Annotated in this window: 20 protein-coding genes; 4 read left to right on the forward strand and 16 right to left on the reverse strand. The window is 65.5% G+C overall.

The window, feature by feature from the left end:
• The first annotated feature begins 65 nt into the window (after positions 1–65).
• On the forward strand, positions 66–2030 hold the full coding sequence (locus tag NAO55_RS05055) for a DEAD/DEAH box helicase (protein ID WP_102841225.1): 1965 nt from the start codon (positions 66–68) through the stop codon (positions 2028–2030).
• Here NAO55_RS05055 and NAO55_RS05060 read toward each other — a convergent pair.
• The 5 genes from NAO55_RS05060 to NAO55_RS05080 all read right to left on the reverse strand — a co-directional run bounded on the left by NAO55_RS05060 (position 2027) and on the right by NAO55_RS05080 (position 8781).
• On the reverse strand, positions 2027–3748 hold the full coding sequence (locus NAO55_RS05060) for a bifunctional protein-serine/threonine kinase/phosphatase (RefSeq protein WP_102841224.1): 1722 nt from the start codon (positions 3746–3748) through the stop codon (positions 2027–2029). The two genes, NAO55_RS05055 and NAO55_RS05060, sit on opposite strands and share 4 nt — an antisense overlap.
• A gap of 60 nt (positions 3749–3808) precedes the next feature.
• Positions 3809–4621, reverse strand: coding sequence for a formate/nitrite transporter family protein (locus NAO55_RS05065; RefSeq protein WP_102841223.1), 813 nt, complete (start codon positions 4619–4621; stop codon positions 3809–3811).
• 69 nt (positions 4622–4690) lie between these two features.
• Positions 4691–5074 (reverse strand): nitrite reductase small subunit NirD, encoded by a 384-nt coding sequence (nirD, locus tag NAO55_RS05070; RefSeq protein ID WP_102841222.1) that lies wholly within the window; start codon positions 5072–5074, stop codon positions 4691–4693.
• Positions 5074–7632, reverse strand: coding sequence for a nitrite reductase large subunit NirB (gene nirB / locus NAO55_RS05075; protein ID WP_102841221.1), 2559 nt, complete (start codon positions 7630–7632; stop codon positions 5074–5076). Before nirB ends, nirD begins: the two co-directional genes overlap by 1 nt.
• Positions 7633–8022: 390 nt before the next feature.
• Positions 8023–8781, reverse strand: coding sequence for an SIR2 family NAD-dependent protein deacylase (locus NAO55_RS05080; protein WP_102841220.1), 759 nt, complete (start codon positions 8779–8781; stop codon positions 8023–8025).
• 314 nt (positions 8782–9095) lie between these two features.
• On the opposite strand from NAO55_RS05080, the gene NAO55_RS05085 reads away from it, so the two are divergent.
• Positions 9096–10424, forward strand: a complete 1329-nt coding sequence (locus NAO55_RS05085; RefSeq protein WP_102841219.1) for an oxygen-independent coproporphyrinogen III oxidase — start codon at positions 9096–9098, stop codon at positions 10422–10424.
• Between the two features lie 14 nt (positions 10425–10438).
• Here NAO55_RS05085 and NAO55_RS05090 read toward each other — a convergent pair whose 3' ends face one another.
• From NAO55_RS05090 to NAO55_RS05130, 9 genes are read right to left on the reverse strand one after another with little or no spacing between them, the layout of a single operon-like run.
• A complete protein-coding gene (locus NAO55_RS05090; protein WP_102841218.1) occupies positions 10439–11935 on the reverse strand; it encodes a methyl-accepting chemotaxis protein in 1497 nt (498 codons plus the stop codon).
• A 28-nt stretch (positions 11936–11963) separates the two neighbouring features.
• Entirely contained in the window at positions 11964–13253 is a 1290-nt protein-coding gene (locus tag NAO55_RS05095; protein WP_102841217.1) for an SAM-dependent methyltransferase, read from the reverse strand.
• A complete protein-coding gene (locus NAO55_RS05100; RefSeq protein WP_102841216.1) occupies positions 13240–14055 on the reverse strand; it encodes a DUF1365 domain-containing protein in 816 nt (271 codons plus the stop codon). The genes NAO55_RS05095 and NAO55_RS05100 overlap by 14 nt, the downstream gene beginning before the upstream one ends.
• Positions 14052–15299: an NAD(P)/FAD-dependent oxidoreductase gene (locus NAO55_RS05105; RefSeq protein ID WP_102841215.1), complete on the reverse strand. Its 1248-nt coding sequence runs from the start codon at positions 15297–15299 to the stop codon at positions 14052–14054. Before NAO55_RS05105 ends, NAO55_RS05100 begins: the two co-directional genes overlap by 4 nt.
• A gap of 2 nt (positions 15300–15301) precedes the next feature.
• Positions 15302–16069: an SDR family NAD(P)-dependent oxidoreductase gene (locus tag NAO55_RS05110; RefSeq protein WP_102841214.1), complete on the reverse strand. Its 768-nt coding sequence runs from the start codon at positions 16067–16069 to the stop codon at positions 15302–15304.
• Positions 16066–16494, reverse strand: coding sequence for a nuclear transport factor 2 family protein (locus NAO55_RS05115; protein WP_102841213.1), 429 nt, complete (start codon positions 16492–16494; stop codon positions 16066–16068). Before NAO55_RS05115 ends, NAO55_RS05110 begins: the two co-directional genes overlap by 4 nt.
• Positions 16491–17921, reverse strand: coding sequence for a deoxyribodipyrimidine photo-lyase (phrB, locus tag NAO55_RS05120; protein ID WP_102841212.1), 1431 nt, complete (start codon positions 17919–17921; stop codon positions 16491–16493). Before phrB ends, NAO55_RS05115 begins: the two co-directional genes overlap by 4 nt.
• Positions 17918–18853 (reverse strand): MerR family transcriptional regulator, encoded by a 936-nt coding sequence (locus NAO55_RS05125; RefSeq protein ID WP_102841211.1) that lies wholly within the window; start codon positions 18851–18853, stop codon positions 17918–17920. The genes phrB and NAO55_RS05125 overlap by 4 nt, the downstream gene beginning before the upstream one ends.
• 2 nt (positions 18854–18855) lie before the next feature.
• Positions 18856–19815: a YbgA family protein gene (locus NAO55_RS05130; RefSeq protein ID WP_102841210.1), complete on the reverse strand. Its 960-nt coding sequence runs from the start codon at positions 19813–19815 to the stop codon at positions 18856–18858.
• Between the two features lie 315 nt (positions 19816–20130).
• On the opposite strand from NAO55_RS05130, the gene NAO55_RS05135 reads away from it, so the two are divergent.
• Both NAO55_RS05135 and hemH read left to right on the forward strand, forming a co-directional pair.
• Positions 20131–21033, forward strand: a complete 903-nt coding sequence (locus tag NAO55_RS05135) for a TIGR01777 family oxidoreductase (protein ID WP_102841209.1) — start codon at positions 20131–20133, stop codon at positions 21031–21033.
• Between the two features lie 82 nt (positions 21034–21115).
• Complete coding sequence (gene hemH, locus NAO55_RS05140) at positions 21116–22141, forward strand: ferrochelatase (RefSeq protein WP_102841208.1); 1026 nt, start codon at positions 21116–21118, stop codon at positions 22139–22141.
• A gap of 54 nt (positions 22142–22195) precedes the next feature.
• Here the strand turns inward: hemH and NAO55_RS05145 are convergent, their stop codons facing one another.
• Both NAO55_RS05145 and NAO55_RS05150 read right to left on the reverse strand, forming a co-directional pair.
• Positions 22196–24802, reverse strand: a complete 2607-nt coding sequence (locus NAO55_RS05145) for an EAL domain-containing protein (RefSeq protein WP_102841207.1) — start codon at positions 24800–24802, stop codon at positions 22196–22198.
• A 177-nt stretch (positions 24803–24979) separates the two neighbouring features.
• Positions 24980–25420 (reverse strand): PAS domain-containing protein, encoded by a 441-nt coding sequence (locus NAO55_RS05150; RefSeq protein WP_102841206.1) that lies wholly within the window; start codon positions 25418–25420, stop codon positions 24980–24982.
• Positions 25421–25428: the final 8 nt, after the last annotated feature.

Below are 25428 nucleotides of genomic sequence, written 5' to 3' on the forward strand. Positions count from 1 at the left end.
GCGGCCAGAGTACAGGGAAAAACCCGTACCATATCAACGATATGCAATGCCCACGGTGATTTCGGATGCTTTCTGCCGTCAAGCGTTACAGGGCCCTGGTCGCCGGGGTGCTGCAGCGCTGTTTTCCACGTACCTCGGCCCATCTGCGAGAAGAGGACGAGCTGTTGTTTCGCCGCTGGGGCGGTGCGCCTGGCAAGGCGAACAAGGCCGCGGCCAGCAAACGCAAGGGCAAACCTGCAGCCAAGTCAAAGAGCACCTCGGAAGGACCGCCGCGTGCCGCCGCCAAGCCGCGCAAGGCGGTCGTTCAGGGCATCTATGCGGCTGCGCAACTGAAGGTCGAAGATGCGCAGGTCCGCGCGATGCGCGACCGCGTCGAGCAGGCGGTGGCTGCCGGGATCATCAGCGCACCATCGCAGGAGCAATGGGCGATGATCCTCAGCCGCAGCCCGGTGACGCGAATCTTCGCCGGCGCCGGCTCCGGCAAATCCACCACCTTGCTGCTGCGGGTGGTGTTCATGCTCTGCCACATAGGCGTCGAGCCTGGGCGACTGACAGTCATTTCCTTTACCAATGCCTCCTGCGCGCAGCTGCGCGAACAGCTGGTGCGGGTGCTCGGCTTCTGGCAGGTGCCGTTCGATGCGCAGCAGGCGCGCCAGTGCGTGCGCACCTTCCATTCGGCCATGGCGCAGCTGGCGCGTGAGGTGCTGGCCCGGCCGGTGTGGTTCGAGCAGTTGGACGACAAGGCCGCCGCGGCGGACGATCCGGACAACCCGCTGGCCACCGGACGCCTGCGTCCGGCGCAAGTTCGCCTGCTCAAGCAGGCCTATCAGCAGTGCTACGCCGAGCAGGCGACATTCCGCGAACGGGTGCACCGCCTGCTCGATCTGCCTGAGCCTGCGGCCGAAGCCGAGCAGAGCAAACGCGCCGCACCAAAAGCGCCAGGGGATGCCTTCACCCTAGCCGGCGAGTTCACGCCACTGCCGCTTTACGAGGCCTTCTACGCCCAGGCTGGGTTTATCGAGAGCATCGGCATTCGCATCGACCAGCTGCAAGCGGCCAGATTGCAGTGCGCGTCGCGCGAAAAGGATTTCATCGAGGCGCTGGTGAGCTTCCATGGCTACTTCAGGGCCGCGCTGCGTGAGCAGGGGCTGCTGACCTTCAACGAGGCCTTTCAACAGCTCACCGAGCGCCTGGCCTCAGGCTCGGATATGCCACAGGCCAGCCTTGCCCCGTTCGAGCACCTGCTGATCGACGAATTTCAGGACATTTCCCCGCAGATCGTCCAGTGGCTGCAAGCGCTGCATCGCCAGCTGGCGCGACAGAAGGTCGGCCCGAGTCTGATGGCCATTGGTGACGACTGGCAGTCGATCTACGGCTGGCGCGGCAGTTCGCCGGAGTTGTTCATGGACTTCGACAAGTACTTCCCGCGGCGTGGCGCCAAGGGCAGCGAGACGCTGCTGCTGGAGACCAACTACCGCTCCATCGAGCCGGTGATTCGCGATGGCGAGGCGGTGCTGGCCGGCGTGCAGTTCAAGCAGATCAAGACCAGCCGGCCATGCAAGCCGACGCAGCCCGGCGACCACGGGGTAAAGCTGGTCACCGGTTTCGAGCTGAACAAGGGCCTGCCGAAGCTGATCGAGGCGATCACTGCGCAGTGCGCCCATGTGGCCGAACGGCAAAGCCGCGAACGCACCGCGGTGCTGCTGCTCAGCCGGCGCAACGAGCCGCTGCGGACCATTCAGGCGCAGCTGGACCGCAAGCTGCCGGTCAAGGCTTACACCATCCACCGCGCCAAGGGACTGCAGGCCGAGGTGGCGATCATCATCGATGACTGCGCCCCGGTGCAGCCGCACCCGCTGCGCAATGCGCTGTATGCCTACTCGGGTTTCTTCCGCAACAGCTATGACCAGGCCATGGCCGATGAAAGCCTGCGCCTGGGCTATGTGGCGATCACCCGCGGCGTCAGCCGGGTGTTCTGGTACACGCGCAAGCCTCAGGGTGCCACGGCACTGTTGCGCCAGCGCAGCTAGCGCAACAGCAGCGCAACTACTGTACCGGCCAGCAGCAGCGACAGGCCCTTCCAGAACAGCAGCGGATTGCGTTCCAGCAGCGGCGGGCGGGCCCGGTTGAGAAACGCCGGGTTGGGCTGGCGCAGCTCGAAGACGAACTCCGACAGTTCGGCATAGCGCCGCGCCGGGTCGGGATGCAGCGCCTTGCCCAGCACTTCGTCGATCCACGCGGGGATATCGCGCTGCGCATGGCGCAGCGGCTGATAGCACAGGCGTTTCTGCGCTGCAGTGGTGCGTGCCCTGGCGACGTCGGCGCCGTAGGGCAGGCGACCGCTGAGCAGCTGATAGGCAATCACCGCCAGCGAATACTGATCCGAGCGCGGCGTGCCGGCCTCGCCGAGGAAGTACTCCGGGGCGGTATAGGCGGCGGTGCCGAGCAGGTTGTCCTGCGTACCCGGCGCGTTGCGCTCGGTCAGCCCGGCGACGCGGGTCGAGCCGAAATCGATGATCTTCAGGGTGCCGGTGGCGTCGATCATCAGGTTCTGCGGGCGCAAGTCCTGATGCAGCATCTCCAGGCGGTGGAAGGCGCGCAGGCCGCGGGCGATCTGCTCGACGATGCCGCGCACCGTTTCCAGGTCCGGCAGTGGATGGTCGAGCATCCACTGCGCCAGCGTCTGGCCATCGATGAATTCGCTCACCGTGTACAGGTAGCGGCGCTGCCGCGGTGGCGGACAGGCCTTGACCACATGAGGATTGTCCAGGCGGCGGGCGATCCACTCCTCCAGCAGGAAGCGCTCCAGATAGGCCGCGTCGCCTCGCAGATCCATCGACGGTGTCTTCAGCACCACGGTCGCGCCGCTGGCTTCGTCGACGGCCAGATGCACATGGCTGCGGCTGCTGATGTGTAGATCACGGACGATGCGGTAGCCGTCGAACTGCATGCGCGGCTCCAGCAGTGGCGGCAGCGCCAGTTCGCCGAGTTGCCGCTGCACGTCGTCGACGGCCTGCTCCGGCAGGCTGTCGATGCGCACCAGCTGTGCGGTGAGGTTGTCGTCGCTGCCGTTGGCCAATGCCCGCTCGACGATCCGGCGCGCCGCCAGGTCGAGGTCGTCGCCATGCTCGGCGACGAGCTGCGCCGCATCCCGCGCGCCGATGTGCTCGTAGACGCCATCGGTGGCGAGCAGGAACAGATCGCCGACCGCCAGCGGCAGGGTGCGGTAGTCGATCTCCAGGTGCCGGTCGATGCCCAGCGCGCGGCCGAGGTAGCTGGTATCGGCCGACACGCGCACGCGGTGATCTTCGGTCAGCTGTTCGAGGCCGCCGTCGCGCAGTCGATAGATGCGCGCATCGCCGATGTGGAACAGGTGCGCGCTGGCGGACTTGAGCACCAGCGCGCTGAAGGTGCAGACATAGCCGCGGTCGCGGTCATAGCGGTGCGGGCTGTGGCGGGTCTGCGCATGCAGCCAGGAATTGATCGCCACCAGCACCCGCTGCGCCGACTGCTTCACCGACCAGGCGTCGGAGGTGCAGAAGTAGTCGGAAAGAAAGCTCGCCACCGCGGTTTCGCTGGCGACATGGCTGACCTCGCTGCTGCTGATGCCATCGGCCAGCGCGATGGCGATGCCCTTGCTGGCGAGCTGGGCGTCAGCGGGCACGCAGGCGCCGTGAAAGTCCTGGTTGGCCGGTTTGCGTCCGCGGTCCGAATGCTGGCCGAGGGAAATGGCGAGTTGGCTGGGCATCTTCAATCTGCGCAAAAGCCCCGGCGCGCATGCGAGCCGGGGCCTTCGTTCACTCCAGGGTCAGTAGACGGTGCGCTTGGGTGCGGTGCGCACGTGGGTGGTGTAGAGCGTCAGGCCGGTGAAGGCCAGGCCGCCGACCAGGTTGCCCAGCGCGGTGGGGATTTCGTTCCAGAGCATGTAGTCCATCACCGAGAAGTCGCCGCCCATGATCATCGCCGAGGGGAACAGAAACATGTTCACCACCGAATGCTCGAAGCCCATGAAGAAGAACAGCATGATCGGCATCCACATGGCGATCACTTTGCCGCTGACCGAGGTGGAGATCATCGCGCCGACCACGCCCATCGAGACCATCCAGTTGCACAGCATGCCGCGCAGGAAAATGGTCGCCCAGCCCGCCGCGCCGAACTCCGCGTAGCCCAGTGTGCGCGCCTCGCCGATGTGCGAGATCTTCTCGCCGATCGGCCCCGGCTCCGTGGAAAAGCCCATGGTGAAGACGAAGGCCATCATGAAGGCCACGGCCAGCGCACCGCCGAAGTTGCCCAGAAATACCCAGCCCCAGTTGCGCAGTACACCGCCGACGGTTACCCCGGGGCGACGGTCGAGCAATGCCAGCGGGGTGAGCATGAACACCCCGGTCAGCAGGTCGAACCCCATCAGGTAAAGCATGACGAAGCCGACGGGAAAGAGCATGGCGCCGATCAGCGGTGAACCGGTCTGCACGGTGATGGTGACGGCGAACACCGCGGCGAGGGCGAGGATCGCTCCGGCCATGAAGGCGCGGATCAGGGTGTCGCGGGTGGACATGAATATCTTCGATTCGCCGGCGTCCACCATCTTGGTGGCGAACTCCGAAGGGATTATGTAGGACATGGCGGATGCTCTCGAGTAGTGGGCAGAAACTTGCAAGTTGTGGGTTGTGCCGCGTCGCCGGCGGCGGATTCAGGCGACGGCGATTTCCACGGCATCGCCATTGAGGCGCACCGGCCAGACCCGCAGGCTTTGTTCGGGGTACTCCAGGCAGCTGCCATCGGCCAGGCGGAAGTGCTGCTTGTACAGCGGCGAGGCGATCACCAGTTCGCCCTTGAGACTGCCGACGATGCCGCGGCCGATGACGTTGGCGCCCGACTTGGGGTCGCGGTTCTCGATGGCGAACAGCTGCTCGCCGTCGGCGTTGTCAGGCAGGTGGAACAGCGCCACCTGGGCGCCATCGTGCCAGGCCACCACACCGGAATTGGCGACCAGATCGGCACGGCTGCACAGCGTCTGCCAGGCCGCCGGCGCGTTGGAACGGGAGTCGAGACGAACGACGTTGGACTGGCTCATCAGAGCACCTCCTGGGTAAGTGGGATCAGGTGAAGTTCGCTGGCGCGCACCGGCCGACGCTGGCCACGCTCCTTGACGAAGTGGATGTCCGGGTCGGCGCGCCCGTCGTTGACGAAGGTGCGGAAGCGCTTGAGCTTCTCCGGATCGGAGATGGCGTTGGCCCATTCGCACTGGTAGCTGTCGACCACGTGCTGCATCTGGCTCTCCAGCTCGGCGGCGAGGTTCAGGCTGTCGTCGAGGATGACGTCCTTCAGGTAGTCCAGGCCGCCTTCCAGGCTTTCGCGCCAGACCGAGGTACGCTGCAGCTTGTCGGCGGTGCGCACGTAGAACATCAAGACGCGGTCGATGATGCGGATCAGCGTTTCGTCGTCGAGGTCGGTGGCGAACAGTTCGGCATGCCGCGGGCGCATGCCGCCGTTGCCGCAGATGTAGAGGTTCCAGCCCTTGTCGGTGGCGATCACGCCGATGTCCTTGCTCTGCGCCTCGGCGCATTCGCGGGTACAGCCCGATACGGCGAACTTGATCTTGTGCGGCGCACGCAGGCCCTTGTAGCGGTCCTCCAGGCGCAGCGCCATGCCGACGCTGTCCTGCACGCCGTAGCGGCACCAGGTGCTGCCGACGCAGGATTTCACCGTGCGCAGGCTCTTGCCGTAGGCGTGGCCGGTCTCGAAGCCGGCGGCGATCAGCTCGCCCCAGATGTCCGGCAGTTCGTGCAGCTGAGCGCCGAACAGGTCGATGCGCTGGCCGCCGGTGATCTTGGTGTAGAGGTCGTATTTCTTCGCCACCTGGCCGATGGCAATCAGCCCCTCGGGCGTGATCTCACCACCCGGGATGCGCGGCACCACCGAGTAGGTGCCGTTCTTCTGCATGTTGGCCATGAAGGTGTCGTTGGTGTCCTGCAGCGGAATCAGCGCCGGATCGGTGATCGGCTGGTTCCAGCAGGAGGCGAGGATCGAACCCACCGTCGGCTTGCAGATGTCGCAACCGACATGCCCGCGACCATGCTTGGCCAGCAGTTCGGCGAAGCTCTGGATGCCCTCGACGCGGACGATGCCGTACAGCTCCTGGCGGGTGTAGGCGAAGTGCTCGCACAGGCTCTTGTCCACCGCCACGCCGCGCGCTGCCAGTTCGGCGTCGAACACCAGCTTGAGCAGGGCATTGCAGCCGCCGCAGCCGGTGGCCGCCTTGGTCACGGCCTTGAGCTCGCCGAGGTCGGTGACGCCAGCGTCGACCTGGCAGCACACCGCGCCCTTGCTGACGTTGTGGCAGGAACAGATGGTCGCGCTGGCCGGCAGGGCGTCCGGGCCAAGGGTCGGAGCGCCCTCGGTCTGCGGCAGGATCAGCGCGGACGGATCGGCCGGCAGCTTGATGCCGTTCTGCGCGTACTGCAGCAGGGTGTCGTAGTAGCTGTTGTCGCCGACCAGCACCGCGCCGAGCACGGTCTTGCCATTGGCGGATACCACCAGACGGCGATAGCTGGCGGTCGCCTCGTCGATGAAGCGGTAGCTGCGCGAGCCCGGGGTCGCGCCATGGGCATCGCCGATGGAGCCTACATCGACGCCGAGCAGCTTGAGCTTGGTCGACATGTCGGCGCCGTAGAACGGCTCGTGCGGTTTCTCGGCCAGCTGCGCGGCGACACTGCGCGCCATGCTGTAGCCCGGCGCGACGAGGCCGAATACGCTGCCGTTCCAGCTGGCGCATTCGCCGATGGCGAAGATCGCCGGGTCCGAGGTGCGGCATTCGCTGTCAATGACGATGCCGCCGCGCGCGGCGATCTCTAGGTCCGCGACTCGGCCGAGGGCATCCTGCGGGCGGATGCCGGCGGAGAACACGATCAGGTCGGTTTCGAGAAACTCACCATCCTGGAAAACCATGCGGTAGGCGTGTTGCTCGCCGGCGACGATTTCCTGGGTGGCGCGCGACAGGTGCACACCGACGCCCAGCGCCTCGATGCGCGCCTTCAGCGCCGCGCCGCCGGCATCGTCCAGCTGCACCGGCATCAGGCGCGGGGCGAACTCGACCACGTGGGCTTCCAGGCCGAGCGACTTCAGCGCGTTGGCCGCCTCCAGGCCGAGCAAGCCGCCGCCGACCACCACCCCGCGGCGTGCGCCGCTGGCGGCAGCGCGAATGCCATCGAGATCCTCGAGGGTGCGGTAGACCAGTCGCGAGTTGCCCTCGGCACCTGGAATCGGAGGTACGAAGGGGTAGGAGCCGGTGGCGAGGATCAGCTTGTCGTAGGGCTGGCGACCGCTGCCGGTGACCACTTCCTTGCGCTCGCGGTCGATCTCCAGCACTTGCTCGCCCAGGTGGACCTTTACGCCGTGGCTGCTGTAGTAATCGGCATTGCACATCGCCAACGATTCGGCATCGCGGCCGCCGAAGTACTCGGACAGGTGCACGCGGTCGTAAGCGCGCTGGTGTTCCTCGCCGAAGACGTGCACGTCGTAGCGGGCGAGGGCGTCCTGTTCGATCAGCTGTTCGATGCAGTGATGCCCGACCATGCCGTTGCCGACAATGACCAATGTCTCGTGCTTGAGCGGGGTGACGGTTGAACTCATAGCCTTTCCTCTCGAGCGGCTGCGGCACGCGGCCGGCAAAACGCAAAAAGGCGCCTGGAGCTGGGGGTCAGCTCCAGGCGCCTTTGCCTGGTTTCAAATATGTGTGGGGGCGATTGGCCTGGCGTCGTTGCCTGCGTCACCCGGTCCCGTGCCTGCTGGCAGGCGGTCGTCGGTGACCGCCTGGGACGTGCTGCCGTGGTGGCAGCTGTTGCAAGGGATTTAGCAGGTTGCGTGCCAGCTGCGTTGATGCACCGCTGCAGGCCACAGTTGGCGGGCCCGCGCGGGTTTGTCTGGGGGGTTGATTCGCAGCCTGCCGCACGAGGCGGCTGAACCACTTCGGTGCGACAGGCGCGGTGCGCTCACTGATTTGGGGCGATCTGCATGCTGCCGTTAGCTACCGAAGGCCTCGCGGAGCAGCTGCGGCAATGCCTGGCCGGCGGGCAGCGCGAGCAGGTGTTCGCGGCGGCCCTGCGGCGCGTCACCCTGCGGGTTGATATGCACCACCGTGGCGCCGGCGTCGCGTGCCCGATGTGGCACCTCGGCGGCCGGGTAGACCATTCCGGAGGTGCCGACCGAGAGCAACAGGTCGCAGTCTTGTGCGGCGGCGAAGGCGGCGTGCAGTGCATCATCCGGCAGGCTCTCGCCGAACCAGACCACGCCCGGCCGCAGCGATCCGCCGCAATGAGTGCAGCGTGGCGGCTCGAGACGACGCCCGCCTTCCGGCTCGTCGGGCACGGGCAGCGGCTCGGCCGGCTCGCGGGCGCAGTCGAAGCAGCGCGGCCGGTGCAGGCTGCCGTGCAGGTGGATCACCTCGCGGCTGCCGGCGCGCTCGTGCAGGTCGTCGACGTTCTGCGTGATGAGCGTGAGCTGCGGCACATGGCCGGCCAGCTCGGCAATAGCCTGGTGCGCCGGGTTTGGTTGTGCCTTGGCCACCTGCATGCGCCGCCATTCGTACCAGCCCCAGACCAGCGCGGGATCGCGACGGAAGGCCTCCGCCGTGGCCAGCGCGGCGGGGTCGAAGCGCTCCCACAGCCCACTGAGCGCGTCGCGAAAGGTCGGGATGCCACTTTCGGCAGAGACGCCGGCCCCGGTAAAGACGACGACACGGGTCGCCGCAGCCAGCGCCGCGGGCAGCTCGGTTGCTTGCATGTTCGGCTCCTGTCAGCAGAGTAGGGCTACCAATACCACCTGCCGCGCGTTTCCCAAAGCCCGCCGGCCAGCGCCGAATGCGTGGGGTGTCGCCGGCTTTCTGACCGTCCGGCTGATGGTTGGCGCCATTTGTCACCTACTTGACGGGGGTCAACGCCGCCCGTGGCGGCTCACGGATGATGCGTCCAAGGCGGCCGTGAGCGTTGTTGCGCTGGCCTGAAACGCCACCACCGGCGTAGGCACAGCTGTGGCAATGCGGCTGGCGATGAAACTTCTACGACTGCAAAAGCGCTATTCGATGCCGGGAGGCTCTTATGCTTGGCTCAGTGAACTGGGACGACGGCCTGGTGCAACGTTACGGTCAGATCGGTCAGCTGCAATGCGGCTATCCGGCCGTATTCGATTTCACCGACCGCATCGCGCCGCTGGACCTGCTACGTGCGCTACGAGAAAGCCGGCGCGCCGGTCGGCCGTTGTCGCTGTCGGTCCGGCAACCCGTCGGGCCAGCCCTGCCGGCCGACGATGCGGCTGCGTATCAGCTGAGCCTGCAGCATGAGATCGAACAGCTTGCCTGCCATGTCGGGCCGTCCCAGCAGGTCGAGCAGTTGCACCTGTCTGTCGGCACGCTGGGTATCGCGGCGCTGCGCCGGCTGGTCGGCGTGCTCAAGTCGCGCTTCCAGCTGGCCGAGAGTGGCGCGGCCAGTTTCACCGCCGAAATCGAGTTGGCGCACGCCGACTGGCCATTGATCGGTGCGCTGCATGAGCTGGGCTTCAACCAACTCAGCGTCAGCGTTCCGGACCTGCGCGCCGACGACGGTGGCACGGTGGCCTACTTCCGCAGCTCCGCGCGTATTCGTGCGGTGATCGAGGCGGCACACGCGCTGCACTATCGCTCGGTGAACCTGGATCTTGGCTACGGCCGGTCCTGGCAGACACCGGCGAGCTTCGCCCGCAAGCTGGCCTCGATCATCGAACTCGCACCCGATCAGGTGACGATGTTCGATTACCGTGATGCCGCGCCGGTGGGTGGCAGCCGTCTGGGGTTGGCCTCGATTGCCGATACCCTGGCGATGTACCGGCATGGTGTCGAGCAGCTCAGCGCGGCCGGCTATCGCTACATCGGCCTGGGCAAGTTCGTTCTGCCGCACGATGACCTGGCCATGGGGCAGGAGATCGGCGTGCTGCACCACGATGTCGCCGGCTACACGCTGCATGGCGACTGCGATCATCTCGGCATTGGCATCGGTGCCATCAGCCGCATCGGCGAACTGTACTGCCAGAACGCCGATACGCTGCCCGCCTATCAACGAGCCATCGAGCAGGGCCAGCTGCCCAGCACCAGTGGGCTGCACCCGCTTCATCTGGACCGTCTGCACCGCGCGCTGTTCGAGCGCCTGGTCTGCACCTTCGAACTGGATTTCGCGGCGCTCGCCGCACAGCACGGCGTCGATGTCCGCCAGCGCTACGCGCGGCACTGGCCGGCGCTGCGGCGACTGCATGCCGATGGCGTGATCGAGCTGAACGACTACGGGCTACGCATACCGTCCCATGCGCGCCTGCTGGTGGCCGCGGTATGTGCGGCCTTCGAGCAGTTCGATGCCGAAGCCATCGGCAGCTCGGCTGGGCGCGGCTGGCACAGCTGAGCGCGGCGTGGCCGTCACTGCACGATGAAGCGGGCGCCCAGGCTTCCGAGACGGGCGGCCAGTTCATGCAGCTGACGGCCATCGTTGTCCAGCTGACTGGCACCGTCGGCATTGCGTTCGGCGACCTGCTGCACGCTATGCAGGTGCCGACCGACATCGGCCGATACTGCAGTCTGTTCGTGGGTGGCCGCGGCGATCATCTCGTTCATCCGACTGATCGCTTCTACCTCGCTGGCGATAGCATCCAGTAGCGCGGTGGTCTGCTGGCTGCTGCTGACACAGCGGGCGACGCTAGCGCGGCTGTTCTGCATGGCCTCGGTGGCCTTGCGACTGCCGTGCTGCAGGCGGCTGATGATTTCCTGGATCTCGGTGGTGGAGGCAGCGGTCTTCTGCGCCAGGTTGCGCACTTCGTCGGCGACCACGGCGAAGCCGCGACCCTGGTCGCCGGCCCGTGCGGCTTCGATGGCAGCGTTGAGCGCCAGCAGGTTGGTCTGCTCGGCAATCGTACGGATCACTTCCAGCACCCGGTCGATCTGTGCCGATTGCGTGGCCAGCTCCTGCACCACGAGTTCGGTGCCTTCGATGTGTTCGGCGAGGGTGCCGATCTCGCTGCGCACGCCGCTCACTGCACTGCGCCCCTGACCGGCCTGCTGACTGGCGCCCTGCGCGGCCTGTGCGGCGCGGTCGGCATGGGCGGCGACGTCATCGATGGCTACCGCCATCTGCCGCATGGCTTCGACGATGTAGGCGGTTTCGTCGAGCTGTCGGCTGGCACCGTCGCGAAGCTGGCGTGTCGCCTGGCTCAGGCTGGTGGCGGTGCCGCCGAGGCCGCCGGTGTCGCGTACCACCGCACCCACCAGGGCACCGAGCTGGTCGAGCAGCAAGTTGAAACGGCGCGCTACCGGCCCGCTGACTTCGCTGCGGTGACGCAGGTCGATGTGCTCCGGGTTTGCGCTGATGGCTCCGGCGGTGCTCAGCAGCGCATCGCCCTCACGGGCTTCTGCGTTGGCACGAATGGCCAGGTAGATCAGGATCGCGCTCTCCAGCACGACATAGAAGGCATGCAGGAATACCGCAGCCCAGCTGCCTTCGGGCATCAGGTACACACCGGCACCGTGTTGTTGCAGGGCGAAGAAACCGAGGTGATGCACGGCAATGGTCGCTGCCGCGACCACGATCGGCAGCCAGTCGCGGTAGTACACCAGGAACGCCAGCAGGGCGAAGATGCCGAAGTGCATTTCCAGCATGCCGTGGGCTTGGTTGATGTGCAGCGCGGCGAGCACCATGAACGCGGCGCCGATCAGGCAGCGCAGCAGGCGTGTGCCGGGAATGAGCAGGTACAGCGCGGTGAGCGCGATCCCGGTAAGGCCTCCGATCACCAGGGCCTGGGCCCAGTTTTCATAGAACACCGCGATCGCCAGGCCGTACGCCACCAGAAACCAGATGACGCCGAGCATGATGCGGTCGGCCTTGAGGTAATACGCTTGCAACGTGACGCTCTCGCTGCTCATGAAAGACTCCGGTAGGTAGGCGCAGGTGTTATCGGGTCTCGGCGCTGCTGCTTGACGCTACATAGAGCGGTTTCCGACGAGCGCCCGGTTTGGCCAGCAGCAGCTGCGCAGTACCGATGGCGCGCTCGAGGAAGCCGCCTTCGCAGTAGCACAGGTAGAACTCCCACAGCCGGTAGAAGTAGTCGTCGTAGCCGTGGCGCTCCAGCTCGCCGCGGGCGCGGCGGAAGTTTTCGTGCCAGAGGCGCAGGGTGCGTGCGTAGTGCTCGCCGAAGTCCTCCATGTGCAGCAGGTTCATGTCGGTGTCCTGCGACACCACGTTGAGCATGCGCTGCAGCGAGGGCAGGGCGCCGCCGGGGAAGATGTAGCGCTGGATGAAGTCGACGTTGCGCCGTGCCTGCTCATAGCGCTGGTCACGGATGGTGATGGCCTGCAACAGCATCAGGCCGTCGTCCTTGAGCAGCCGCGCGCACTGGCGGAAGTAGGTCGGCAGGAAGTCGTGGCCGACGGCCTCGATCATCTCGATGGACACCAGCTTGTCGAACTGGCCGTCGAGATCGCGATAGTCCTTCAGCAGCAGGGTGATGCGGTCCTGCAGGCCCTGCTCTTCGATGCGTCGCTGGGTGTAGGCGAACTGCTCGCGCGACAGGGTGGTAGTGGTCACGCGGCAGCCATAGTGGGTCGCTGCGTACAGCGCCATGCTGCCCCAGCCGGTGCCGATCTCCAGCAAGTGGTCGTCGGGCTGCAGGTCGAGCTTTTCGCAGATGCGCTCGAGCTTGTGCAGCTGGGCCTGCTCCAGATCCTGTTCGGCGCTGGTGAACATCGCCGCCGAGTACATCATGGTCGGGTCGAGAAACTGCTCGAACAGCTCGTTGCCGAGGTCGTAGTGGGCGGCGATGTTGCGTTGCGAGCCGCTGCGGGTGTTGCGGTTGAGCCAGTGCAGGGCCTTGATCACCGGCTGGCCGAACAGCGCCAGGCTGCCGCGCTCGATGTTGTCGAGCACATCCAGGTTGGCAACGAACAGGCGGATCACCGCGGTGAGGTCCGGGCTGTGCCAGTAGCCATGGATGTACGCTTCGCCGGCGCCGATCGAGCCGCGCGCGGCGATCAGGCCCCAGGCGGCACTGTCGGTCACATGGATGTCCGCCTTGAGCGGGCTCGCCAGATCACCGAACAACCGGCAGACATCGCCATCTTGCACGCGCAGCAACCCGTGACGCAGGTGCTCGAGGTGATTCAGCACGGTACGGCGCAGCAGGCTGCTGGCCAGGCCCACGCCGGCCAGCGGGCGGGCTTTGACGGTCAGGCTAGGGCTTTTCATGACGGTCTCCGGAGGGTTGCGTGACGGCCAGCCCGTAAGAAGTCGCGGCGGGCTGGTGGGTGAAGATCGGCGTGCGCTTGAGCAACAGGCGCAGGGCCTGCCAATAGATGGCCAGCAACGTCTTGCCGGTCATCCAGGGGAAGCCCAGCAGGTAGCGGTATACGGCGCCGCGGGTCAGCGCCTCGCGCTGCAGGCCAAGGGTGGCGTCGAACAGCTTGCGGTCGCCCTGCCAGTCCTCCATGTGCACGCCGATGCGCTGGCCGGGCGGGTTGAAGCGCATGCGGTATTCCAGATCGCCGGGCAGGAACGGCGACACATGAAAGGTCTTGGCTACCGAGCAACGCAGGTTGCGATTGCCGCTGGCCGGCAGCACGTAGTGATAACGTTCGCGCCAGGGCGTATTGCTGACTTCGCAGAGCACGGCAGTCAGCTGCTCCTGCTCGTCGAAGCAGTAGAAGAAGCTCACCGGGTTGAAGCACAGGCCCCAGCTGCGCGGCTGGGTCAGCAGGCGCACGGCTCCGCTGACCGGTCGACCCAGCGCCTCGCTGACACGTTGACGCACGGCATCGGCCAGGGCGATGCCCTGGCGGGTGTATTCGGGCAGATAGTCCTGCTCGCGGAAGGACAACGGCGCGAACCGGCCGCGGCCGCTCAGGGCGGACAGGCCGAGCACGGCGTCCTGCTCGGCGAGGTCCAGGTACAGCAATCCCATGCGGTAGCTGAACGCATGCACACGGGGCGCGAAGCGACGATGCTGCACCCAGCCGCGGTACAGCGCGCTGTGTACGATGACGCCGCTCACAGCGATTCTCCGAAGGCGCCGGCCACATGCAGGGCGCTGACCACGCCATCCTCGTGGAATCCATTGCCCCAGTAGGCGCCGCAGAAATAGCTGTGGTTGGCCCCGAGCAGCTCATTGGCGCGGGCCTGCGCTGCGACGCCAGCCAGGCTGAACTGCGGGTGATCGTAGGTAAAGCGCGCGAGGATCAGCTCGGGATCGATGGCCTGGGTCTGGTTGAGGCTGACGCAGAAGGTTTCCGGCGCCTCGATACCCTGCAGAGTGTTCATGTTGTAGGTCACGGCGGCGGGCTGCTCGCTCGGCCCGCCGAGTCGATAGTTCCAGCTCGCCCAGGCGCGGCGGCGTTCGGGCAGCAGGCGGGTGTCGGTGTGCAGCACCACGTCGTTACTGGCGTACTCGAGCGCGCCGAGGATCTCCCGTTCGGCGCGGCTCGGCTCGGCCAGCAGGCGTAGCGCCTGATCGCTGTGGCAGGCGAAGACCACCTTGTCGAAGCGCTCGGCACCCGCGGGGCTGTGCAGCGTCACGCCATGGGCATCGCGCAGCACCTCGAAGACCGGGCAGTTGAGGCGGATATGCTCGCTGAAACTCTTGGTCAGGGGCGATACATAGGCCCTCGAACCGCCCTCGATCACGTACCACTGTGGCCGCGCGCTGACCGATAGCAGCCCGTGGTTCTTGAAGAAGCGGATGAAGAACTCCAGCGGAAACGCGAGCATGTCCGCCAGCGACATCGACCAGATTGCCGCGCCCATCGGCACGATGTAGTGGTCGATGAAACGCTGACCGTAACGGCCCAGTTGCAGGTAGGCGCCCAACGTCAGGTGCGGGGCGATGCGACCGTTGCGATAGTCATCTAGAGCTTCGCGATTGAAGCGCAGGATGTCGCGGATCATGCCCCAGAACGCCGGTGAAAACAGGTTGCTGCGCTGGGCAAACAGGGTGTTCAGGTCGTGCCCGTTGTATTCCAGGCCACTGATCGGGTCGCTTACCGAGAAGCTCATCTCGGTCGGTTTGTAGCTCACGCCCAGCTGGCTCAGCAGCTTGATGAAATTAGGGTAGGTCCAGTCGTTGAAGACGATGAATCCGGTGTCCACGGCATAGTCCTGCCCGTGCACGCGGACGTCGACGGTATGGGTATGCCCGCCAATCCAGCTGGCCGATTCGAACACAGTGACCTGATGCTGGCGGCGCAACAGGTGTGCACAGGTGAGGCCGGCAATGCCGCTGCCGATGATGGCGATCTTCATGCTTATCCTTCCTTGAGCTGCGAGCGGGCCATTCGCCGGCCCAGGGCGAGTTGCAGGCGCGCGGGCAGCAGTGAGAGCAGGCGCAGGCCGCCGATGAATACAGCGGGGAAGCTGATGTTCAGCGGGCGACGCTCCAGGCGCCTGGCGATATGCCGCGCGGCCTTTTCGACCGGCCAGCGCAGGGGCATCGGGAAATCGTTGCGGCGGGTCAGCGGGGTGTCGACGAAGCCCGGGCTGACCAGGGTGACATCGATCCCTTCGCCGGCCAGGTCCAGGCGCAGGGATTCGAGCAGATAGCGCAGCGCGGCTTTCGAGGCGCCATAGGCGCCAGCCCGCGGCAACGGTAGCCAGGTGACCGAACTGCCGATGCCGACCAGTTGTGGCCGCACGCCCCGGCGCAACAGGGGCAGCGCGGCTTCGATGCAGTACCCGGCCGAGATCAGGTTGGTCTGAATCACGCGCTCGAGCAGTGCCGCTTCGAAATGCTGCACCTCGATGTACTCGCAGGTGCCGGCATTGAGGATCACGCTGTCCAGCGCGCCCCAATGCGACTCGATGGCCGCGCCGATGACACGTACCTGCTCGAGATCGGTGAGGTCGCCGGGGAGCGCCAGGACCTGCCCCGGATAGCGCCGGGCGAAGGCCTCGAGTGGTTCCGCGCGCCGCGCCGAGAGGGCCAGGCAGTGACCAGCGGCCAACAGCTGGCGCGCAAGCTCCTGGCCGATGCCACTGCTGGCACCGGTCAGCCAGATACGGCGTGACAGGTTCATGCGAGTCTCCGCTGCAACCAGCGTATGGCGCTGCCGAGCAGCGGCACATGCTGATAGATGAGCGCGCCGGCATCGAAGTAGTCGCGGTGCCGCTCGACCTTGCCTTCGGCGTTCCAGCGCAACAGCGAGCAGCCTTCCAGGCTGATCAGCCGGCCCCGATTGAGCCGCGGATGGCGGTAACTCATGACCCAGCGCAGATAACCTTGGCCGTCTGCGACCAGATCGTGGCCGATGAACTCGAAATGCAGCTGCTCGACGTTGGCGTACAGCTCGCTGAAATAGCGCTGCAGTTCATCCAGGCCGCACACCTCGTGCAGCGGGTCGGTGAAATGCACATCAGCGCTGTACAGGTCCGCCAGGCGCTCGAGATTGCGCGCGTTCAGGCGGGCGAATTCTTCTGCGAAACGTTGCAGGAAGACGCTCATGCCCGACCCTCCGGCAGATTGCGGAAGGCATCCAGGGCGCGCGCGCGGCTTTTCCCCAGATCGACGATCGGCGTGGGGTACTCGATGACGCCGAACAGGTTGTGATGCGTGGCCGGGCTGTGAATGTCCCGGCTGCTCAGGTGTTGCAGCTCAGGCAGCCAGCGACGCAGGAACTGCCCGTCCGGATCGAAGCGCTGCGACTGGCTGGTGGGGTTGAACAGGCGGAAGTAGGGCACTGAATCCGTGCCGGTGGACGCGCTCCACTGCCAGCCGCCATTGTTGGCGGCCAGGTCGCCATCGATCAGGTGGCGCATGAACCAGCGCTCACCCTCACGCCAGTCGATCAGCAGGTTCTTGCTGAGGAACATGGCGGTGATCATGCGCAGACGATTGTGCATCCAGCCGGTTTCACGCAGCTGGCGCATGGCGGCATCGATGATGGGAAAGCCGGTGCGGCCCTGCTGCCAGGCTTCCAGCTCGTACGGGGCGCGCCGCCAGGGCAGCGCCTCGGTTTCCGGGCGGAAGGCGCGGTGCATCGACACCCGTGGGTAGCCCACCAGGATGTGCTTGTAGAACTCGCGCCAGAGCAGCTCGTTGATCCAGGTCGTGGCACCGCTGGCGCCGCTGTCCAGTTCGCCCTGGTTGTAGCAGAGCGCGGCATGCAGACACTGGCGGATGGAAATCACGCCCGCCGCCAGATAGGGCGAAAGCTGGCTGGTGCCCGGTTCGGCCGGCAAGTCGCGGCGCTGGTGGTATTGCTCCAGGTCGTCTTCGATGAACGAGGCCAGGCGGCGCTGGGCGAAGGCCTCGCCGGCCGGCCAGAGCGCGCGTAGATAATCGGTCGGCGACGGGAAGCCGGCCACTGCCGCGGGTAGCGGATCGCTGACGATGGGCAAGGGTGGCTGAGCCGCCGGTCGCGGGATACAGAGTGGTGGCGAAACGCTCAGCCGCGCCAGGCAGGCCTTGCGGAACTGGCTGAACACCTTGAAGTAGCCGCCGGACTGAGTGCGCAGCGTGCCTGGCGCGAACAGCAGCTGATCCAGATGCCGGCGCAGGCTGACGCCGACGCCCTGCAGGCGCTCGGCCACTGCCTGGTCGCGGCGCTGCTCGTTGACGCCGTACTCGTCGTTACAATGCACGCCCTGCACGTCCAGCTGCTGACAGACCCTGAGCAGGGCGTCGGGAGCCGCCGTCCAGTCGTCCACTTCACGAATCAGCAACGGCACGTTGAGTGCGTGTAGCTGCTCGGATAGCGCGACGAGGTTGCGCAGCCAGAAATTCACCTTGCACGGGGCGTCGTCGTGGGCGAGCCACTGGCACGGTGTGATCAGGTATAGGGCGACGGTCGGGCCGGCTGCCATCGCAGCGGCCAGCGCGGTGTTGTCGCTGACGCGCAGATCGCTGCGCAGCCAGAGCAGCTGGGTCATGATGAACGTCCTTCACTACCGGGCAGCAGGCCGGCTTCATGCAACTGCTGCAGTGCGCCGAGCGGGTGATCGGCCAGTAGCAGCTCGCGGTGGCGGCGCAGTTCAAGCGCGTGGATGTGGGCAGCCGGCCCGGTCAGCAACAGCGGCGCGGCACTATGTTCGAGCAGGCGTGGCAGTTGGCGCTGCAGGCAGTCGCCAGGCAGCGCCTTGCTGGCATGCAGGAGGACGCCGCGTGGCCGCATGCGCTCCAGCGCCAGGGACAATTCGGTCAGCGGAACCGGCCATTCCACGACATCCACCGGGCAGTCGGTGCTGGAAACCAGCCAGGCGGCTATCCAGAGATCGGGGCTGAAGGCTTCTTCGTCGAGGTTGACGATCAGTAGCGGCCGGCCGGCCTGCTGGCGGTTGTTGAAGTAGATGCGCGTGCCCAGCTTGCTGCGCAGCCAGGAGCTGAACATTGCCCGCTCCAGCGCGGCGCCGTACTGCCCCTGCCAGCGCAGGTCGAGCCGATCCAGCAACGGATGCAGCAGGTGCTGGCATAGCGTGCGTGGCGGATACAGCGCCATGGCGCGATTGAAGGCATCGTCCAGCCGCCGTTCGCTGAGGCGTTCGATGGCCTGCAGCAGTTCCTCCAGTAGCTCCGACCACTGGTTCGCCTGAGGCAGTTCCGGGGGCGTGCTGGTGTCCAGCAGCGGCTTGATCTGGCTGACTGCCACGCCGCGGTTGAGCCAGGTGAGGATGTCGCGGATGCGCTGGATATGCGCCTCTTCGTACAGCCGATGGCCCTTGGCGGTGCGCAGCGGCACGATCAGTCCGTAACGCCGCTCCCAGGCGCGCAGGGTCACGGCGTTGACACCGGTGATGCGGGCGACTTCGCGGATCGGCAGCAGGCCGTCCGCAGTCATCTGGCTCTGGTCCAGTGGTTCGGGCATGGTCAGATTCCGTTGCGCAGGCTGAGGCTTTCCGGGTGCGGTTGCAGGTAGGCCTGGCGTGCGATGTAGTGATCGGGATGGCGGCGGAAGTGGTGCTTGAGCAGCGTCAGCGGCACCACCAGCGGAATCACCCCGGCGCGGTATTGATCGATGAGGTGGCGCATCTCGCGGCGATCCTCGGAGCCCAGGGCATCCTTCAGGTAGCCGCTCAGATGCAACAGCACGTTGCAGTGCGTGCCGCGGGTGGCAGGCTTCTTCAGCGCCTGCATCATCTGGCTGAAGTAGCGCGCGGCGAATTCGTCCAGATCGTGCTCGGCCAGGTTCGCCACCAGCCGGCCAAGGGCCTTGTACTGCAACGGATTGCTGGCCATCAGCTGGTACTTGTACCGGGAGTGAAAGTCGACGATGGCGCGGCGCGTCAGACCGCCGTGCAGCAGTCGCTGCCAGTCGGCGTAGGCGTAGACGCGGGTCAGGAAGTTCTCGCGCAGCACGGCATCGTTCAGCCGGCCGTCTTCCTCTATTGGCAGGTCCGGCCGCGCTTGCATCAGCGCCTGGGCGAACACGCCGGTGCCGCCACCGGGCAGGGTATGGCCGTTGGCGGCGTAGACCTTCACTCGCTCCATGCCGCAGGACGGCGACTTCTGCATCAGGATGTAGCCACTGATGTCGTGCAGCTGTTCGGCGATCTGCCGGCCATAGGCGGCCAGTGCATCGGTCACGTCCAGCTCGGGTCGAACGGTGCCTACAGCCCGCGGCATTTCGGTGTCACCTACCAGCCGAATAGGCTCGCGCGGCGTACCGAGACCGATAGCCACTTCAGGGCACACCGGCACGAATTCGAAGTGCTGTGCGAGGGTTTCGCTGCACAGACGCGATTCCTTGTGGCCGCCGTTGAAGCGCACCGGATTGCCCAGCAGGCAGGCGCTGATTCCGATCTTGGGCGTGGGGAGTGTGGTGTGCATGACGTACCTCACTTGTACAAACAGGATTGATGTACAACTTGAGGTCATCATATTGCAGGTGTTGTACAAGTCAATATCAGATGTACAAGTAACCTGTATTTCCTGTACAAAGTAACCATCGAACACGTCTGTAACCGCCGTCCCTTCTTCGCTGGAACGATTTGGCGAGGGCCGATCTTGATCGGAAGACGGGTCTTGAGGCGGCGAAAGGCAGGGGTGTGAGGGCTAAAGTGCTGTACGTTTGCCTTCGTCTGTATAGGTGTATGCTGAATGTAGCTGTCCGTTGGGCGCGGCTGCATCGCACAGGAGCTCACCATGAATATCTTGTTGACTGGCGGTACCGGACTGATTGGCCGAGCACTTTGCCGGCGCTGGTTGGCGGAGGGGCATCGACTGTGGGTCTGGAGCCGTACGCCGGATCGCGTCGCCCGGCTGTGCGGCGCCGAGGTCCAGGGCGTTGGCAGTCTTGAACAGCTCGACAGGGTGCCGCTGGACGCAGTGATCAATCTGGCCGGGGCACCGATCGCTGATCGGCCCTGGACCAAGTCACGCAAGGCGCTGCTTTGGGATAGCCGAGTGAAGTTGACCGAGCAATTGGTCGACTGGCTGGGCAAGCGTGAGCAGAAGCCGGCCGTGCTGATCTCCGGCTCTGCAGTCGGTTGGTACGGTGACGGCGGCGAGCATCGCCTGACGGAAGCCGATCAGCCGGTCACCGCGGATTTCGCCAGCCAGCTGTGCAGCGCCTGGGAGGAGCGGGCGATGGAAGCGTCGGTGCTGGGCATCCGCGTGGCGCTGGTGCGTACCGGGCTGGTCCTCGCTCGCGACGGTGGCTTCCTGAAACGGCTGCTACCGGCTTTCAGGCTGGGGTTGGGCGGGCGTCTGGGCAGCGGCCGGCAGTGGATGCCCTGGATCCATATCGAAGATCAAATCGGTCTGATTGATTTTGTTCTGCGGCAGCCGACCGCTGAAGGCCCCTACAATGCCTGCGCTCCGGCGCCGGTGCGCAACGCCGACTTCACCCGCAGCCTTGGGCGGTGCCTGCATCGGCCGACGTGCTTGCCGGTGCCGGCGGTTGTGCTGAAGGCGACCCTCGGGGAGCTGGCGGGTTTGTTGCTCGGTGGCCAGCACGCGTTGCCGAAAAAGCTGCAGGACGAAGGCTACCGCTTTCGCTTCGCCGAGCTGGATCAGGCGCTTGCCGATCTCTTGACGCATCGCTGAACGCGGGTCCCTGTGTGAAAATAGCGCGCCTGCCGCTTGGAGCCGGGCGTCAATCCTAATCATCAGTCGTTGGAAAAGTTGCATGACAAAGCAGGCGTTGTTGTTGGTCAATCTGGGTTCGCCGGCCTCCACGGAAGTCGCCGATGTACGCCGCTACCTCAACCAGTTCCTGATGGACCCCTATGTGGTCGATCTGCCCTGGCCGCTGCGGCGCCTGCTGGTTTCACTCATTCTGATCAAGCGCCCCGAACAATCGGCGCATGCTTACGCCTCCATCTGGTGGCCGGAGGGGTCGCCACTGGTGGTGCTCAGCCGACGCCTGCAGGAGGCGGTCCGTCCGCACTGGACGCAGGGGCCGGTGGAGCTGGCGATGCGTTACGGCGAACCTTCCATCGAAAGCGCACTGAAGCGCCTGGCGGCCCAGGGCATCACTCAGGTCACCCTGGCCCCGCTGTATCCGCAGTTCGCCGACAGCACCACCACCACGGTCATTCAGGAGGCGCGACGGGTCGTCCGCACACATGATCTGGGCGTGCAGCTGTCGATCCTGCAGCCGTTCTATGAAGAGCCCGAGTACCTCGAAGCGCTGGTGGCCAGCGCCCGTTCGTACCTTGAGCAGCCGTTCGATCACCTGCTGCTGAGTTTCCACGGGTTGCCGGAGCGGCACTTGCACAAGAGCGATCCCACCGGCGCGCACTGCCTGAAGGGCGACGATTGCTGTCAGCGCGCCGAAGGTGAAGTGCTGGCCAGCTGTTACCGCGCACAGTGCATGCGTACCGCGGCGGGCTTCGCCGCTCGCGCCGGTCTGCGCGACGATCAGTGGTCGGTGTCCTTCCAGTCGCGTCTGGGCCGCGCTAAGTGGATCGAGCCGTACACCGAGACGCGACTGGACGAACTGGCCGAGCAGGGCGTCAAGAAGCTGCTGGTGATGTGCCCGGCATTCGTGTCCGACTGCATCGAGACCCTGGAGGAGATCGGCGACCGCGGGCGTGAGCAGTTCACCGAGGCCGGCGGCGAGGAACTGGTGCTGGTGCCCTGCCTGAATACCCATGAAGACTGGGTGCAGGCACTGGTCAAGCTCTGCGGCCGTGCGCCACTCGCGCTTTGAGCCCGTGCCAGAAGGCGCCCGCCCGGGCGCCTTTTTATTGCCCGGCGGTGCCGCTCAGGCCACGTGATCGATGAACATTCGCTCGAACTCGTCCAGCGCCATCGGTCTTCCGAACAGATAACCCTGAAAACGGTGACAACCGTTGCCGAGCAGCACTGTCCGCTGGGCCTCGCTTTCGACCCCTTCGGCGACGACTTCCAGCCCAAGCCCGGCTGCCAGGGCGCAGATGGCGCGCACGATGGTCAGGCTGCTGGCATCTTCGGGCAGGCCGCGAATGAAGGTCTGGTCGATCTTCAATTGATCCAGCGGCAGTTGCTGCAGATAGCTCATCGACGAATAGCCGGTACCGAAGTCGTCGATGGCGAAGCGGATGCCGTGCTGCTTGAGCTGCGTCATGCGGGCGATCGCCTCGGGCATGTTGTCCAGCAGCAGGGTTTCGGTCAGTTCGAGCTTGAGCCTGGACGGATTGGCACCACTGCTTCGCAACAGTTCGAGCAGGTTGGCGACGAAGCTGTCCTGATAGAGCAGATGGGCGCTCAGGTTCACTGAAAGGGTAAGCCCGGCGAACGCCGGTTGTTTCTCCCAGAGTGCCAATTGTTCGCAGGCCTTGCCGAGCACCTGTTGGTCCAGCGCATGGATCAACCCGGCGTGTTCGGCCTGGGCGATGAATGCACCGGGCGCGAGCAGCCCGCGCTGCGGATGCTGCCAGCGCACCAGTGCCTCGGCGCCGACGATGCCCGCGTGCTGTTCCAGCTGGGGCTGCAAGTGCAGGATGAACTCGCCGTTCTTCAAGCCCTGGCGGATCTCATCCTCCAGGCGCAGACGCTCCTGCACGGCCAGTTGCATGCGCGGGTCGAAGAAGCGCAAGGCGTTCTTGCCGGATATCTTGGCTTCATACATCGACATGTCGGCACGTTTCATCAGCTCGTCGCTGGTGCTGCTCTCCGTGCCGAACAGCACCACGCCGATGCTTGCGCTGCTGTAGAGACCGAGGTTGTCGATACGGTACGGTCGATCCAGCGAACTGAGCAGCTTCATGCCGATGTGTTCGGCCTGTGAGGCCGCCTGTAACGGGTCGGGGCCGAGATTCTCGAGCATTACCACGAACTCGTCGCCGCCCAGTCGAGCCACGGTATCGCTGCCGCGGACCTCTTTGTGCAGGCGCTCGGCAGCCAGGCGCAGCACCTGGTCACCGGTCTGATGGCCATGCAGATCATTGATGTTCTTGAAGTTGTCCAGATCGATGAACATCAGGGCGCCGAGTTCGCCGTTTCGCCGGCTGGCGGCCATTGCCTGGTGCAGCCGATCCAGCAGCAGCCGACGATTGGGCAGGCCGGTGAGTGGGTCATAGAAGGCAAGGTTGTGAATGCGCTCTTCGGCCGCCTTGCGATCGGTGATGTCGGTGAAGGCGGCCACATAGTGCGTCACCTCGCCAAGGGAATTGCGCACAGCGCTGATCGTCAGCCACTCGGGATAGATCTCGCCGCTCTTGCGCCGATTCCAGACCTCGCCTTCCCAGGCGCCGGTCGTCTCGATGCTGGACCACATCGCCCGGTAGAACTCGCGGCCGTGCTTGCCGGAAGCGAGCAGGGCGGTGGTGTTGCCAATGGCTTCTTCGGGCGTGAAGCCGCTGATACGCGTGAAAGCGCCGTTGACACGCAAAATCCGGTTCTGCGCGTCGGTGATGAGCATGCCTTGCTGGGACTCGAAGGCAATCGCCGCAATCCGCCGCTCCAGTTCGGTGTTGAACCGCTCGGTGATGTCGCGGCTCAGCCAGACGACTGCGCGCTTGTATCCTGGCGGTTGCTCCAGAGGCAGCGCGCGACCTTCGAACACGCGCTGACCGACCCGTGTCGGCAGGCTGTATTCCATTAGTTGAGGCGTGTCGCTTTCGAGCGTCTGCTGGATGAAGTCAAGAAAGCGCTGCTGCTCTGCCTCTGGCATCACTTCTTGCACCTTCTTGCCGCGCAGCCGGATGGCGTCGCCATACAGCAGGTTGCGTTCGGAGCAGATGACCTCCAGGCAATGGCCGTCCTCGTCGACCACCAGCAGCGGATCGGGGATTGCCTGGCCGATGGCGCGCAGCCGCGCTTCGCTCAGCCTGAGTGCCTGTTCGATCTGGCTGCGTTCGAGCAGGTCCTTGAGCAGTACGCCGAGGATTGCGGTCGCGAGGGGCAGAGCCAGCAGTACCGGCACGGCGATTTCTCGCACCGCAGCGGGCCCGAGGTCGCCGGGTGCCATCAACGCTACCAGCGCCAGCACACCCAGATGCAGCAGCACGCCGAAGGCGAGCAGCTGCCAGAAGCCGATGCCGAACAGGCGCTTGCGATACGCGCAGCAGTAGGCCAGCCCGAGCGCGATCGGCAGCAGAATATTGGCGATTCCCGGGACTACGCCGGGCCCGCCGAGCCACAGGCGGTAGGCGGCCGCCAGCGTGCCGGCGATGGCAGCCACCAATGGCCCGCCAAACAGGCCGGCCATGCTCAGCACCACGGTGCGCGCGTCGAGAATGATGCCGGTCTCGCTGACGCTGGTCATCAGCATGCCGATGATGCAGGCACTGCCGAACCAGAGCCCGGCAAGCAATTGTGCAGAGAGCTGACCGCTCCGGTTCCAGCTGCGGGTGGTGAACGCGAGCAGCCAGCAGAGAGCGAGCAGCATGACCGCGTTTTGTACAACGGAATTTAGGGTTAAGACATCATCCTAGGGTATGCATACCCACATCAGGATTGGTGAAATGGCTATCTGCCATTATTCCACAGTCAAGCGACCGGACGATCACTACTAAAGAAGGAAGTCGCGCCGCCGAGGCTCGGCGCGACGGGGCGTGCGGTGGGGTCAGGCTTGCGCGAGCTGCGCCTTGAGTTCGCGGATCTCGGCCTCGAGTGCTTCGACCCGCTGCAGTGCGTCCACCTCGGCGGTGACGTCCTTCTGGATGCCGATGAAGTACGTCAGCTGATCGGCCTCGTTGAACACTGGCGTGATGGAAAGCTCATTCCAGAACGGTGTGCCGTCCTTGCGGTAGTTGCGGATGATCTGACGGCACGGCTGGTTGTTCTTCACCGCCTCGCGGATGGCCTGCAGGCCCGGCTGGTCGCGGTCGTCGCCCTGCAGGAAGCGGCAGTCGCGGTAGAGGATATCGTCCACCGCGTAGCCGGTCAGCCGCTCGAACGCCGGGTTGGCGTAGATCAGGATGTTGTCGTCGCCCTCCTGCTCGGCGACCACGATTCCATCGTTGGAGGCTTCGATAACCAGTTGCAGCAGCTTGGCGTTGATCATGTGGCGAC

The organism is Stutzerimonas frequens (assembly GCF_024448335.1).
GTDB lineage: Bacteria > Pseudomonadota > Gammaproteobacteria > Pseudomonadales > Pseudomonadaceae > Stutzerimonas > Stutzerimonas frequens.